The 14,107-nt window shown below is 38.7% G+C and carries 9 protein-coding genes; all 9 read left to right on the top strand.

Annotated features, from left to right (window positions below; translation table 11 throughout):
* The first annotated feature begins 1 nt into the window (after position 1).
* The 9 genes from AC2FA3_RS03905 to AC2FA3_RS03945 all read left to right on the top strand — a co-directional run bounded on the left by AC2FA3_RS03905 (position 2) and on the right by AC2FA3_RS03945 (position 13,916).
* Entirely contained in the window at positions 2-3,280 is a 3,279-nt protein-coding gene (locus AC2FA3_RS03905; RefSeq protein WP_490508411.1) for a DEAD/DEAH box helicase, read from the top strand.
* Entirely contained in the window at positions 3,280-4,257 is a 978-nt protein-coding gene (locus AC2FA3_RS03910; RefSeq protein WP_490508412.1) for an Eco57I restriction-modification methylase domain-containing protein, read from the top strand. The genes AC2FA3_RS03905 and AC2FA3_RS03910 overlap by 1 nt, the downstream gene beginning before the upstream one ends.
* Positions 4,258-4,707: 450 nt before the next feature.
* Positions 4,708-6,381, top strand: coding sequence for a class I SAM-dependent DNA methyltransferase (locus AC2FA3_RS03915; protein WP_490508413.1), 1,674 nt, complete (start codon positions 4,708-4,710; stop codon positions 6,379-6,381).
* A 62-nt stretch (positions 6,382-6,443) separates the two neighbouring features.
* A complete protein-coding gene (locus tag AC2FA3_RS03920; protein ID WP_490508414.1) occupies positions 6,444-7,061 on the top strand; it encodes a hypothetical protein in 618 nt (205 codons plus the stop codon).
* A 168-nt stretch (positions 7,062-7,229) separates the two neighbouring features.
* On the top strand, positions 7,230-7,931 hold the full coding sequence (locus tag AC2FA3_RS03925) for a hypothetical protein (protein WP_490508415.1): 702 nt from the start codon (positions 7,230-7,232) through the stop codon (positions 7,929-7,931).
* Between the two features lie 50 nt (positions 7,932-7,981).
* Entirely contained in the window at positions 7,982-10,183 is a 2,202-nt protein-coding gene (locus AC2FA3_RS03930; protein ID WP_490508416.1) for a DEAD/DEAH box helicase, read from the top strand.
* Positions 10,137-11,528 carry a GIY-YIG nuclease family protein gene (locus AC2FA3_RS03935; RefSeq protein ID WP_490508417.1) on the top strand — a complete coding sequence of 464 codons (1,392 nt, stop codon included), beginning with the start codon at positions 10,137-10,139 and terminating at the stop codon, positions 11,526-11,528. Before AC2FA3_RS03930 ends, AC2FA3_RS03935 begins: the two co-directional genes overlap by 47 nt.
* A 285-nt stretch (positions 11,529-11,813) precedes the next feature.
* On the top strand, positions 11,814-12,893 hold the full coding sequence (locus AC2FA3_RS03940) for a PDDEXK-like family protein (protein ID WP_490508418.1): 1,080 nt from the start codon (positions 11,814-11,816) through the stop codon (positions 12,891-12,893).
* Between the two features lie 117 nt (positions 12,894-13,010).
* Positions 13,011-13,916 carry a PD-(D/E)XK nuclease family protein gene (locus AC2FA3_RS03945; protein WP_490508419.1) on the top strand — a complete coding sequence of 302 codons (906 nt, stop codon included), beginning with the start codon at positions 13,011-13,013 and terminating at the stop codon, positions 13,914-13,916.
* The last annotated feature ends 191 nt before the right edge of the window (positions 13,917-14,107 follow it).

Below are 14,107 nucleotides of genomic sequence, written 5' to 3' on the forward strand. Positions count from 1 at the left end.
AATGAGTAACTCCCCCAAAATAAAAACTGCAAAACCTATCTATCCACAAATTTATGCTTATACCCTACCACAAGTGCAAGATAGAGATGGCTGGGTAAAAATAGGTTATACCGAGCGTGAAAGTGTCGATGAGCGCATTAAAGAACAAACCTACACAGCACGCCTTACCTACGAAAAGTTATGGGACGCACCTGCAAGTTTTCTTGAGTCAGGTGAGCGGTTCACAGATAAAAAGCTTCATAATTACCTAGTCAAACATAAGCAGATTAAGCGTTTAGGAAACTCTGAGTGGTTTTTTTATGAGCATAACTTGAAACAAAGATCTTATGCTGATTATAAAAGCTTTTTAGAAAACTCTTATAATCAAGCTAAAGAAAAGGCTCAGTATCAACTTAGAGATGAACAAGCTGCTGCTGCTACTCAAACTCTGCATCATATAAAATCTAATCCCAAAGGTGAGTTCCTATGGAACGCTAAACCACGATTTGGTAAGACGCTAACAACCTATGACTTAGCTCGACAGATTGATGCGACTAAAGTACTCATTGTGACAAACAGGCCAAGTATTGCTAACTCTTGGTTTGATGATTTTGAGAAGTTCATTGCGTGGCAAACTGACTTTGCGTTTGTCTCTACCAGTGACTCGTTAAGTGAACGTCCTGTCATGACAAGAGAGGAATTTTTATCGCAGACAGCTACGGGCAAAAAAAGCATGATCGCCTTTATATCTCTACAAGATTTGAAGGGTGCGATTAGTTTTGGTGGTAATTACAATAAGCTTAGCTGGGTCAAAGACATGACATGGGATATGTTAGTCATTGATGAGGCTCATGAGGGGGTAGACACCCTTAAGACTGATTTAGCCTTTGAAAATATTAAACGTAATTTTACTCTACATTTATCTGGCACACCTTTTAAAGCCGTTGCTGCTGGTACGTTTAGTGAAGACGAGATTTACAATTGGAGTTATGCAGACGAACAGCAGGCTAAAGTCAATTGGGACAATCCAGATGAACACAATCCCTATGAAAAACTGCCTCGTTTAAATTTGTTTTCTTATCAAATGAGTCAAGCCATCACTGATGAAGTAAATAAAGGTGCAAAAATAGAGGGTGAAAGTATTGATTATGCTTTTGATCTTAATGAGTTCTTTGAAACAAAAGACAATGGTAAGTTTGTCCATGAGGCAGATGTAAAAAAATGGCTAGACTCATTATCATCATCTCGTAATGAGAAGTATCCATTTTCAACCAAAGCATTGCGTGATGAGCTTAAACACACCTTTTGGCTATTAAACCGTGTCGCCAGTGCCAAAGCCTTAGAAAAGCTATTAAAAGAGCATCCTGTCTTTGAGAACTACGAGATCATACTTGCCGCAGGTGATGGTCAAGGTCATGATAGCGATGTGATCAATAATGATAAATCGCTTGTTCGAGTAAAAAAAGCTGTTAAAACACATGATAAGACCATTACATTATCTGTGGGTCAGCTAACCACTGGCATCACTATTCCTGAGTGGACAGCGGTATTAATGTTATCAAACGTCAAATCACCCAGTCTTTATATGCAAGCTGCCTTCCGAGCACAAAACCCGTGGGAATATCAGGTCAATGGTCAAGTATATCAAAAGGATAATGCTTATGTTTTTGATTTTGCACCTGAACGCACGTTAATCATTTACGAAGAGTTTGCTAACGATTTGTCTCGAAGGACGGCAAACGGTGGCGGTACAAGTGATGATCGCAAAGAGAATATTAAGCATCTTCTAAATTTCTTCCCAGTTATCGCAGAAGATAGCGAGGGTAAAATGATTGAGCTTGATGCTACTCAAGTATTGACCATACCAAAAGCCATCAAGGCTCAAGAAGTAGTACGCCGTGGCTTTATGTCAAACCTACTGTTTAAGAATGTTTCAGGTATTTTTGCGTCACAAGAAGTACGAGAAATCCTCGAAAATCTTAATCCAGTAGAGGTTGGTAAAACTGTTCCGCAAAAAACTCAAGACCCTATTGATACGCAAGATGTTAAGGTTGATAGCGAAGGTGAGGCTCAAGTCGATGAAGATATTGTAATCTCGGAAACCGAAGCACGCTTTGGTGAAAAGACGTATGCCAATATCCAAAGAACAGTAGAGGCCTTTAGTGAACAATCCCAAGATAACCATGCAAAGGCAATCGAAAAAAGCTTTATAGAAAATGTGGAACAAGGTATTAGAGAGGCTGCTAAAGATAATGAGGTCAACCAAAAATTTGCCGAAAATATTGTAAAAAATGCAGCCAAAGCAGTGGCGCGTGAGGTTGAGATTACACAAAAACAGACTGGTATTAAACAAAAAGAGGCGGAAATTGAATACAAGAAAGAGGTAACACAAGCCCATCTTGATGAAGCCAAAATATCTGAAGCCAAAGCTACTTATGAAATTAAGCAAAAGCAAATCCAAGAAGACTATCAAAAAGAGGTTGCGGCTAAGATTGCGGCTAAGACACAAGAGCAAGTACAAGCGTCTAATCAAGCTATTTTACAAAAAGCAGAAGACAACAAGAAAAATACTGTTGAAGATGATGTACGTGCCCGTTTGCGTGGCTTTGCTCGTACCATACCTTCATTTTTGATGGCCTATGGTGATGCTGACACCGTGCTTAATAATTTTGATAAGCGTATCAGCGACAATGTTTTTAAAGAAGTGACTGGCATCACCTTAGATCAATTTAGAACCCTGCGTGATAAATTTAACTTTTTTGATGAAACGGTATTTGATGAGTCTGTGCAAGAGTTTTTAAAAAAACGAACCCAACTTGCCAATTATTTTGATGATAGTCAAGAAGAGGATATTTTTGACTATATCCCACCGCAGGAAACAAGTCAGATTTACACCCCAAAACGGGTGGTGAAAATGATGATTGATAAATTAGAAGCTGAAGACCCGCAAATCTTTACCCAGTCGAAAAAGACATTTGCGGACTTATACGTTAAATCGGGCTTGTATTTGACAGAAATTGTCAAACGGCTGTATGTAGGGCTAGCTGATGAGATACCCGACCCCGATGTAAGGCTTAAACATATTTTGGAGCATCAAGTTTATGGTTTTGCTCCGTCAGAAATTATTTTTAATATTGCCCGTAATTTTGTGTTCGGATTTGATGAGAAGGCAAAAAATATTGACCAGTCGCATATTGTGTTATTGGATACGATTCCGTATGCCAAAGGTGAGACTGAGATAAGTTTTGAAGCAAAATGCGATAAAATATTTGGTGTTAGCCAGCCTGTGGAGAATAAATAATGAAATTTGATGTAATTGTTGGTAATCCTCCTTACCAAATTGATACTAACGGTTCGGGAAGACAAGCTACCCCTGTGTATCAAAAGTTTGTGGAAATTGCAATAAGTTTACAACCAAATTATTTGGTTATGATTATGCCTGCAAGATGGTATTCAGGTGGATTTGGTTTAGATGATTTTAGAAAAAATGTTCTGAAAGACAAAAGGTTTAAAGAGTTATATGATTTTGAGTCGGCATCAAAGGTTTTTCCAGGTGTAGATATAGCAGGAGGGGTTTGTTACTTTCTTTGGGATAAAAACTATAATGGACAATGTAAAGTTGTTAGTAGCAGAGATAATGAAGTAGCTTATAGGAATTTAGATGAATTTGATATATTTGTTAGGGATAATCAAGCACTAAACATTTTAAGAAAAATTCTAAAAAGTAGTGATTATAAGAGCTATGGTAGTTTAATAGATGTTGTTGGTTCTATTAGACCTTTTGATATACCAACTAATTATTTACCAAAAAATAAAGGAATCCCATGTTGGTTTAAGCAAAAGATTGGACTCAGTTATGCAGACCCTAATGACATAAAAGATAAAAATGAAATAATTAATAAGTGGAAAGTCCTAATCCCCAAAGCTCCAATTGCAGGTCAAACGGATTTTACTAAACCTATAAAAATCTACCATGAAAAAAATGTATTAATAGCTCGACCTGGAGAGATATGCACAGAATCATATATAGTTGCATCATCATTCGATTCTAGAGAAGAGGCAGAGAATTTTAGGAATTATCTCTTTACCAAAACTGTTAGATTTTTAATTTTATTAACTTTAATTTCTCAGGATGTTAATAAAAAGAATTTTAGGTTTGTACCTAATCTATCTGATTTTTGTAAACCCATTAATGATGATATTTTGAGAAAAATGTGGAATATAAGTCCAAGCGACTGGGAATATATTGATAAAAGAGTTAAAGCTATAAATGATTAAGTCAACATCGGAGTTTTTCAAGGTAGTTTTCACTATACCCCCACCTATGGCAAGATAGTTGTCACCCTTAAAAAACAAACCAAATGGGGAGTACAAGGACACAACATGCCATAGTGAAGGAAGGGTTGGCTTACATTCTACTTCAAGACTTTACTTCTAATTCTGATATTGATTGGTCCAAATCTATCTCTGAGATTAACCAACAGCTATAGGCAAAATACGGCTTAGATCAATTTAAAATTGATTTTATCGAGAGTAAGGTTAAGGCGATGGATTAGGCTCAAATCTATATTTTACACAAACTAATCTCTATGATATTTTTATTGAATCAGCTAGTGACATAAAATATAAAATGTCATCACTTAAATTCAATTAGTGGTGACATTTTTTTATTCTCTATGCGTAAGAGTTTTCATGGGTTTATGTCATGTCATCACCTGCTAATGTAATGTGTATTGTGGTTCAGGTAACTTTTTGATCATTGCGTATAAAGAGCTACGTAAACTAGAGATTGATGTATTAAAGGCACAACGCGATTTAATAGGCTCTAAAGACAATCTGTTGGGTTTAGGCTTTGATAGTGTGGTCAGCTTAGATAATTTATACGGTATCGAATATGACGACTTTGCCAGTCAAATAGCGCGTTTGTCACTCTGGCTCGCTGAACACCAAATGAATGTGTTATTTGAGCAAGAGTTCGGTGCATCTCAGCCTATGCTGCCACTTAAAGATAGTGGCCATATTGTTTATGGCAATAGCTTACGTATCGACTGGAACGAGGTCTGTCCAAATAATGGCAGCGATGAGATTTATATCATTGGTAATCCTCCGTTTGGTGGCACAACCAATAGAACTGATGAACAATCTGAAGATATGAAAATCGTTTTTGGCAAAAAAACGCTAAAGTATTTAGATTATGTATCCTCTTGGTTTTGGAAAGGTTCACAATATATTGCTAACTCTAACGCTGAACTTGCCTTGGTATCGACCAACTCGATTGCTCAAGGTGAACAAGTAGCAATGTTATTCCCTGATATTTTCAAATTAGGTATTCATATTCACTTTGCTTACCAGACGTTTCCATGGTCTAACAATGCTAAACATAATGCAGGTGTGCATGTCATTATTATTGGTCTTTCTGCTCAAGATAGTAAAAATAAAACTATATACAAGCTTGTTAATAAGTCATGGCATAGTGAGAAAGTAGAAAATATTAGCCCATACCTCGTATCAGGAAGCAATATTACTGTAGAAGCTTTAAAGAAGCCCATACAACCAAGAACTAAAATGATATTCGGTAATAAGCCTACTGATGGTGGTTTTTTATTTTTAAATCAAGAAGAAAAAAAATACCTTGAGCATAATGAGCCTTTTGCTACACAATTTATAAAACCTATATTAGGTGCTAAAGAGTTTCTTCATAGTGAACAACGATGGTGTTTATGGTTCGAAGAAGCTGATTTAGATGAGTTGGTGAAGTACCCTCTGATAAAAGAAAGGCTTGAAGGTGTGAAGCAAAAGAGAGCCGAAAGTGATGCGCAAGCCACTAGAGACTATGCTAAATACCCTCATCTATTTCGCCAGATTGCTCAACCTAAATCAGGTAATTACATTCTTATTCCTAGAGTTTCGTCAGAACGTCGTCAGTATGTTCCAATGGGATTTTTTGATTATGACATTATATCTTCTGATGCTAATCAAATGATCCCAAAAGGAACGCTTTATGAATTTGGTATTTTATCCTCTGTTATCCATAATGACTGGATGCGCTTAGTTGCTGGTCGTCTAAAGAGTGATTATCGCTATTCAGGTACTATTGTATACAACACCTTCCCATTTCCTGATGTAACTGACGATCAGAAAAAGAACATTGAAAATCTCGCAGAAGAAATTCTACTCGCCCGCGCCAGCAATGCTGGCATGACTTTAGCAGAGCTATACGATCCCGATAAGATGCCTGACGACTTAAAACAAGCGCACAGCACGCTCGATGATGCGGTGGACAAGCTGTATCGTCCGCAAGGATTTGCCAATACCGAAGAGCGCTTGGCGCATTTGCTGGCACGTTATGAGCAGCTTATAGAAGCGGAAGAACAAAGTAAAAGTAAAAAGAAAGCTAAGTAGCTTATTTGGCATCAGCATCCATACCAAAACAATATTAAACCCCTTATAAAGAGCGTTCTATTATGATTTTCAAAATCTTACCAAGCGTAGCCTTTACTGCCCTACTCGTACTTTCTATGGGTCAAGCATCAGCCGCGCCACAAAGCGAGCTCATATCGCTAAAAGGTAAAAATGGTCAAGACCTTCCTGAAGGCGATATGTTCATAATGTTTGCTTGGATGGAGGATGGCTGTATCGGAGATGGACCCATTTATAGTTCTATCAATGAAAATCATAATAAGTTCATTAGCAAAACAATGAAAATGAAGACGCTTGCAGAACCAAATAAAAATGATGAGATTTATGAGTTTTCTATAGCTCCACGGTCTCAATGGGCCCCTGGCTATAGCCCACTGATGAAGGATGTGAGCATTCAGACCAGTAATGAATATACGGAATATCATATTAAATTTGCAAATGGGGTCAAATATCGCGAACAGCCTCTAGCAGAGTATCATTATAAATTTAGACCTGAGTCAGAAGGTGGCGAATACGTTCTAAAGTTTGCTAAAAACGCAGACATGCAAAGTGTTTGGAAACACTTCAAGACACGTCGGTCATCAGACTATATGAGTGACGGTTTGTATGATTCAAAAGCTGAGTTTGATCGTAATAATAATACGCTGACTTGCTATTACTAATTTTGCACTATTGTTATGATAAATCAGCCTGTAGAGGCTAAAAGCAGAGTAAAAAAGCAAGTGAAACTCCAACGCTAAAAACAATTCTTTTTATGAATTGTCTTTAGTAGTGAGCACTTAATAATAGTTAACGAAACCAACCTAAAACTATCCAAAAGGATTTGAAAAATGAGTATCAGACTTCCATTGACCGTGGCTATCGGCGCTACTTTATTCTTAAGTGGCTGCGCTGAAACATCAGCACTTGGCAGTGCAGTAAGTCAAACTGTAAACTCTGTTGTAACTGGTACCGTAAACGGCATTCAAGAAGGGATAAGCCAAGCTGGAAACCAAAACTCAGGCACGCAATCAAGAACGATGCCGAATAGTGATATGTATAATTTATTTGGTTGGATGGAAGACGGGTGCATGGGCGACAGTAATGCCACATATCAAAAAATAAGAAGTAACTATAGTCAGTTTACAGACAGCTTTGTGCAGACAGTTGACGTTAGGCCAACTGACCCTAGAGCGTCGAATGTTAAATATATCGTCAAACCAAAAAATCAATGGCCTTCTGGATATCACAACTTAATCAAAGACGTTGTTGTATCAACTCCAGACAATTTTGATATTACTTATACCGTGATATTCAAAGATACGGTTAAATACAGAGGTCAGCCTTTGGACACTTTCTCTTTTCAATTTACCTCTGGAACTGAAGGCTCGCAACAAGTCCTAAACTTTGATAGCAGTGCTAACATGGCTACAGTATTTTCTAATTTCCGTACTCGTCAATACGAACCGCATTGGGGTGAACCAGGTAAAGTTTACACTAATGGTGCCAAATATAATCCTAGCAATAAAACAATCATTTGCGATGGTGATTAGTTTTTAACTAATCAAACAGATGTGAAGATTTATATTTTTAAGGATTAGCAATGAGCAAAACGGTTAATATATTAAATCAAACTTACGCCCGCACTGGTCAAAGCAAGACACATAATTCGATGGGCATGCGGGAAATGCAAGCACGTGCCTTCGAGAAGCGTCATAGCCAGTATTTGCTTATTAAGTCGCCACCCGCCTCTGGTAAGTCACGCGCCATGATGTTTTTGGCATTGGATAAGCTTATCAACCAAGGTGTCAAAAAAGTAATCATTGCCGTCCCAGAGATGAGTATTGGTAAATCCTTTAGATCAACAGCGCTTAGCGACTATGGTTTTTTTGCCGATTGGGAGGTAGCAGACCGCTATAATTTATGCTTAAGTCTCGCTCAAAGTGATAATCGCAAGACCGCTATCTTTTCAGAGTTTATCAACGGGAATAGCGATGATGACGCCCTACCCCAAGTATTAGTCTGTACCCATCACAGTTTTAGATATGGCTTTGATAAGGTCATCGAAGATGGCGGCAGTATTGAGCTATTTAACGACGTTCTTATTGGTATTGATGAATTCCATCATGTATCAGCAGATGACTCTAACCGCTTGGGAGCCATACTCGATAGCATTATGACGCAGACTAGCGCGCATATTGTGGCAATGACGGGTTCTTATTTCCGTGGTGACTCAGTGCCTATCTTGTCAGATAGCGATGAAGAAAAGTTCGATAAGGTAACTTACACTTATTACGAACAGCTGAATGGTTATGAGCACCTAAAATCATTAGGACTCGGCTATCACTTTTATAAGAAGTCATTTTTTGATGCCTTAGATGAATGCTTAGATACCAGTAAAAAGACCATCATTCACATCCCTAACGTCAATAGCCTAACCGCTGAGACAGACAAGTATGAGACTGTTGGTCGTATTATAGATATTATCGGTGAAAGTGAATCTCGTGATGAGAATACTGGCGTTATTACCATACGTACGCATGATGGCAGACGCTTACTACTCGCAGACCTAGTCACTGATGACGCCATACGAGTGAATACGCAAGCTTACTTAGCGGATATTACCTCTCGCGACCAGATGGATATCATCGTTGCTCTTGGGATGGCAAAAGAAGGCTTCGACTGGGAGTATTGTGAGCACGTATTAACCATTGGTTATCGCGGTTCTCTGACCGAGGTGGTGCAGATTATTGGACGCTCAACACGCGATAGCGCGGGCAAACACCATGCTCAATTTACCAACCTAATCGCTGAGCCCGAAGCGGATAAGTCTGAAGTGACAAGTTCTGTTAATGACTTATTAAAGGCTATTACTTTATCGCTACTGATGGAGCAAGTGCTCAAACCTAACATCAACTTTAAACGCCGCAGTGAGATAGACATATTAGGGACGCAGGACTTGCCGGCAGGTACCGTTATCATTGATGACAGCGCCAACCCGCCCTCTGATCGAGTCATGAAGATACTTAACCAAGACCGTGATGAGATATTGGCTCAGCTCACTCAAAACACTGAGACGGTCAAAAAGTATATTGCCGCCGAAACCAATAACGTCGAGACCGAAGCGGTATCAGATACCGTCATCCCAAGTATTATTCGTAGTAAATACCCAACGCTAGATGCCAATGAAGTACGGCAAGTACAAGAGGGCGTCATGCAGTATATGGCCATCAATCGTCAAGGCGGCGTGGTTGAAGGTAAGGATATTCCTGAAGATGCCATCATCGAAAATGAACGCTGTTTCATTAAGCAAGGCACTGAGTATGTAGATATCACTACTCTAAATGCTGAACGAAAAAGTCAGCTCAATGAAAACGACATTATTAAAGAGCGCCACCTGCCAGCTGACGCAAAAATATATAACCCTAAAACCAAATCAAGCAGTAGCAATGACTCAAACCCTAGCAATGGCTTTGTAAAGGTTGGCAGTAAGTTTGTCAATGTGAACAACCTTCCCATCGATCTTGTCAAATCAGTCAACCCCTTTCATGATGCGTATGAAGTTCTCTCTAGGACAGTCGACAAAGAAGTCTTGCAAACTATCAATGACGTCGTGCATGCCAGCCGTTCTACCGTAACTGAGGCAGAAGCGGTACTAATGTGGCCAAAGATAGTTGCGTTTATAAAGAATAAAGGTCGTCAGCCTAATAGAAACTCAGAAGATGCTATCGAGCGGCGTATGACTGAAGTTATCTCTTATGTTAGAAACCAAAAAGCTAAGCGAGAAGCCAATAGTCATGGTTAAACTCGATGAGATCTATCAAAGTCGTGAGTACAAAACGCTAGAAGATATTTTTTCTAATGACAGTACCGGTTTATTAGATGATATAAAGCCTGCTACCAAAAGCTCGGCGAATAACAGCGTTTTAGCGCAGCAGTTTGACACTATCAATCTTTTTATCGATCAACATGGACGCATACCCAGTAGCAGTGCTAGCGATATTAATGAAAAGATAAATGCTCGCCTCTTAGCTACCATACAAATCAACCACGCAAACTCGCAAGAATTGCTAGCTTTAGATAAGCATGGTTTATTGGCTACGCAAAGTACTACTTCTACCCTATCTGACGACAAACCGACACTCTCAGAAAAAAGTATGAGTAATAAGGATGATGGGTCTGAAAAGGCAATCAGCGATAGCACTAAAGAAGCTGAGCCGGTAACCGTGCCTGTTAGCGAGCCAACTGTTATTAATAGTTTAGATGATATTTTCGACAGTGATGACCTAGGGATTTTTGACAACATCCATTCTGAAATTTTAGTCAGTGACAGTCAGAGCAATACACGTGCCAGCTATGATCAATACAATGACGAAGATATAGCAACTCGCTTTGAATGTAAGGATTTTTATAAGTTTGAAGCAACCTTTGAGCGCATATCTAAAGCCATTCAAACGGGTGCTTTTACTAAAACCAATTTTTCATCGGTGAAAGCAATCAACATCGGCAGTGTCTTTGTTTTAAATGGCATGCTTTGCTATGTGGCTAATATCTATAAAGCAGAGGCTAGAAAGAATGCCCGTAGCCAAGAGAGACTTCGCTTAATATTCTCTAATGGTACAGAGTCGAATATGCTCACTCATTCATTGGCTACCGCTCAGTATAAATATGAAAACAGCTACCAGCTATTAATTACTGATCCTGACTGGATGGATGATGAGCTCGCCAAAAACTTTGGAGACAATCGGCAACTTACTGGTGTCATTTATGTAGCCAAGCTAACTGATACCCCAAGCAACTTAGCCCACTATAAGCACCTGCATAAAGTAGGTTTCTCTACCCTTACAGGAGAGGCGCGTACCAAGTATTCGATTAGAGATACTGCTTTCTTGCAACAGCCCGTAGATATCATTGCTGAGTGGCAAGTTTATGATGCCAATGCGCGTAGTGTGGAAGGTGTACTGCATGCTTTCTTCTATGATCAAAGAGTCAAGGTATCTTCAAAAGCAGCAAACGATAACCTTTACAAGGCGACTGAATGGTTCAACATTCCCCTTGATGAGATCGAAAAAGCTATTAATCTTGTTATCGCCGGGGACATTAAAAACTATCGAATGGATGGTGCGGCTGGCAAGGTGGTTTTGAAGTGATAAACTTCTACGGAATTAATTTATATCTATGAGTTAAGTATTACTAGATGCCATTACCTACAATATTACGGGTCTACAGATAGCATTTATAGATATAAACTATCAACCAAAATATGAACACACTATACTGATAAAATCTCTAAGGCAGCATTCACAATGCTTCCACTACAAATTGATAATAATGATATTTGACAGGTGGCTTTGTGAAAGTCGGGGCTCTATTGCGCAGCAGCAATTATTAACAGGTAAGAAAAGAATTAAGGTAAATGAATGGATATTATTCAGTTGAAGCAATTAATAGAACACATTAAGACCTTGCCAATCCCAGAAACGCCTGAAGCCACAATATTCAGTATTGGTAGCCGTGGTTACTACGAAAATCCAACTTCAGATGTGCTAGCTTTCTTTTGTGATAGTGAAGGTGCACATGGCTTAGGCAACCTGATGATGGAGGCTATATTCGACTCATTAGGCAACTGTAATCAGGAAGAAGCCCTAACTTTCGACGATGTATCCCTCATTGCTGAGCCAGAACGAGAGGTCTTCACGGAGGATGGCAAGTATATTGATATCCTGTTAGAGAGTAATGACTGGGTCATGGTAATCGAAAACAAGGTTTTTCATAAACTAAACAACCCGTTTAAAAGCTACCAACAGCACATTCATAGAGAAGAACATTACCAAGGCAAACACCCTATTTTTGTGGTGCTATCGCCAAAGGGTAATGCACCTACAGGCTGGCTCGGTTTAAGCTACCCTGCATTACTGGATAGTGTTAGAGAGAAACTAGCACAAGCCTTTATTACTCAACCAATTAATAAGTGGTTGGTCTTGCTTCGTGAATTTATACTACATTTAGAAGGTATTATGTCCGGTTCAACCATTTCTCCTGAGACTACAGATTACATTTTGGAAAACTTAAGAGAAATTCATCAAGCTGAGCGCTTAAAAGACAAAACCATTAAAGCCTTTCATTTAGAGCTCTTGCAAGAATTAAGTACTATTTTCCCCAATGAAAAGATAGATATTAAATTAAGCACTTGGAACAAGTACCCTGCTCTACGTTTTTCTTTCAAAAAATGGCAGTCCAATTCGTTTGTCGCTCTATATTTAGACGCACGTGCAGGCGAGTCATTCTGTATAAACTACTATGTGACTGATATCGTGCACCAAGACTTATTAAGCAAAGCCGATAAACACCTAATGAAATATAGTAATAAACAATGGAAGACTGGTAGAAATGATTCTACTTTGGGCTATAAGGCACCGTTTGAAAAATTTAACAAAACGATAGCACTTGAAGGCTTGGTACATAAGCTGACTTTAATAAATGAGTTTGAAACTGAAGTGCGTAGCCAGTTATAGGTTTTAATTGTCGTAGTGAACATTAACAGTGCTGTACAGTGCGCTGTGCATTATTTACAGAGTATTCTAGGAAGCTCTAAGCCAACAATATAAAAACGACCGATAAAAGGAATTACAATGACATTAGTGCAAGCCCCCTATGACCTTGACAGGTTTAAAGCCCTTATAGATAAATTTAGAGGACTAGAGTTTACGGATGAGGAGTTAAATCTATTTGATGTTGGCACACGAGGGCATTTTGAAAACCCGACGACTGAGCTACTCAGCTTCTTTTTAGATCCATCAAAGTCCCATAACTTAGGCGACAGCTTTTTTAGTGGTCTAAAATCTGTCGTCGCTGAAAAGAACATACTATCCGATTTAGGTACTTTTGAGAGTGTAGAGACAGAAGTCTCTACGCAAAATGGAAAGCGTATTGACTTACTCGTAGAAACAGAGAAAGCAGTCATCATAATCGAATGTAAAATCTACCATCATCAAAACAATCCCTTTGATGAATACACAGCCTTTGGTAATAAGCGTATCAATAATGGCTCTGAAGGTTCAACTTCAAAGACACTTGTTAAACTTGTGCTCTGCCTCAATGGGAACGTCAGTGCAGATTTGGCAGAAGATGGCTGGCACGGTATATCGTACAACGAACTGGTTGATCATATTGAAACACGCTTGTCAAAAACTATGTTTGACAACCCTTATAACAAATGGACTTTGTTTGCTAGAGAGTTCCTATTACATTTAAAAGGCTTGAACACAATGACTGATATCAATGCAAACGAAATTACTTTTTTAACTGAAAACTTGAATGAATTCTCACAATTAAGTGATTATATCTACAACAATCTGATGCCTAAGATTGGGGCAAGAATACTATCAGACTTAAATACCTGTGACCTACAAGATTTTGAATGTAAAGTAAAACACGCTAAGTGGTATTATTATGAGCCTGTCATTAAATTTACTAATCTTAATTGGAAAACAGACTCTGATATCGTTCTATGGATGAAGGCCAGTGATAATGTGTAGTGGTCAACTAATTTAGGACAGCTGATAAGAGATTTTCACAGTTGGCATAAAAGCTGTTGCAGTCGATGAGCGCATACATGGCAGACTCGGCATAAAAGATAAGATGAACCCAAGTACACATAACTATGTTTGGACAAGATGACTTTGATTGTAGGGACAGCCGCTTGAACAATTCAAGGGTAAATGTGATT

Source organism: Janibacter sp. CoH_79_TC_3 (assembly GCF_058197955.1).

Coding starts and splice junctions, on each gene's coding strand:
- AC2FA3_RS03920 (WP_490508414.1), top strand. CDS start 6,444: ATGATTTTCAAAATCTTACCAAGCGTAGCCTTTACTGCCCTACTCGTA.
- AC2FA3_RS03925 (WP_490508415.1), top strand. CDS start 7,230: ATGAGTATCAGACTTCCATTGACCGTGGCTATCGGCGCTACTTTATTC.
- AC2FA3_RS03930 (WP_490508416.1), top strand. CDS start 7,982: ATGAGCAAAACGGTTAATATATTAAATCAAACTTACGCCCGCACTGGT.
- AC2FA3_RS03910 (WP_490508412.1), top strand. CDS start 3,280: ATGAAATTTGATGTAATTGTTGGTAATCCTCCTTACCAAATTGATACT.
- AC2FA3_RS03935 (WP_490508417.1), top strand. CDS start 10,137: ATGTTAGAAACCAAAAAGCTAAGCGAGAAGCCAATAGTCATGGTTAAA.
- AC2FA3_RS03905 (WP_490508411.1), top strand. CDS start 2: ATGAGTAACTCCCCCAAAATAAAAACTGCAAAACCTATCTATCCACAA.
- AC2FA3_RS03945 (WP_490508419.1), top strand. CDS start 13,011: ATGACATTAGTGCAAGCCCCCTATGACCTTGACAGGTTTAAAGCCCTT.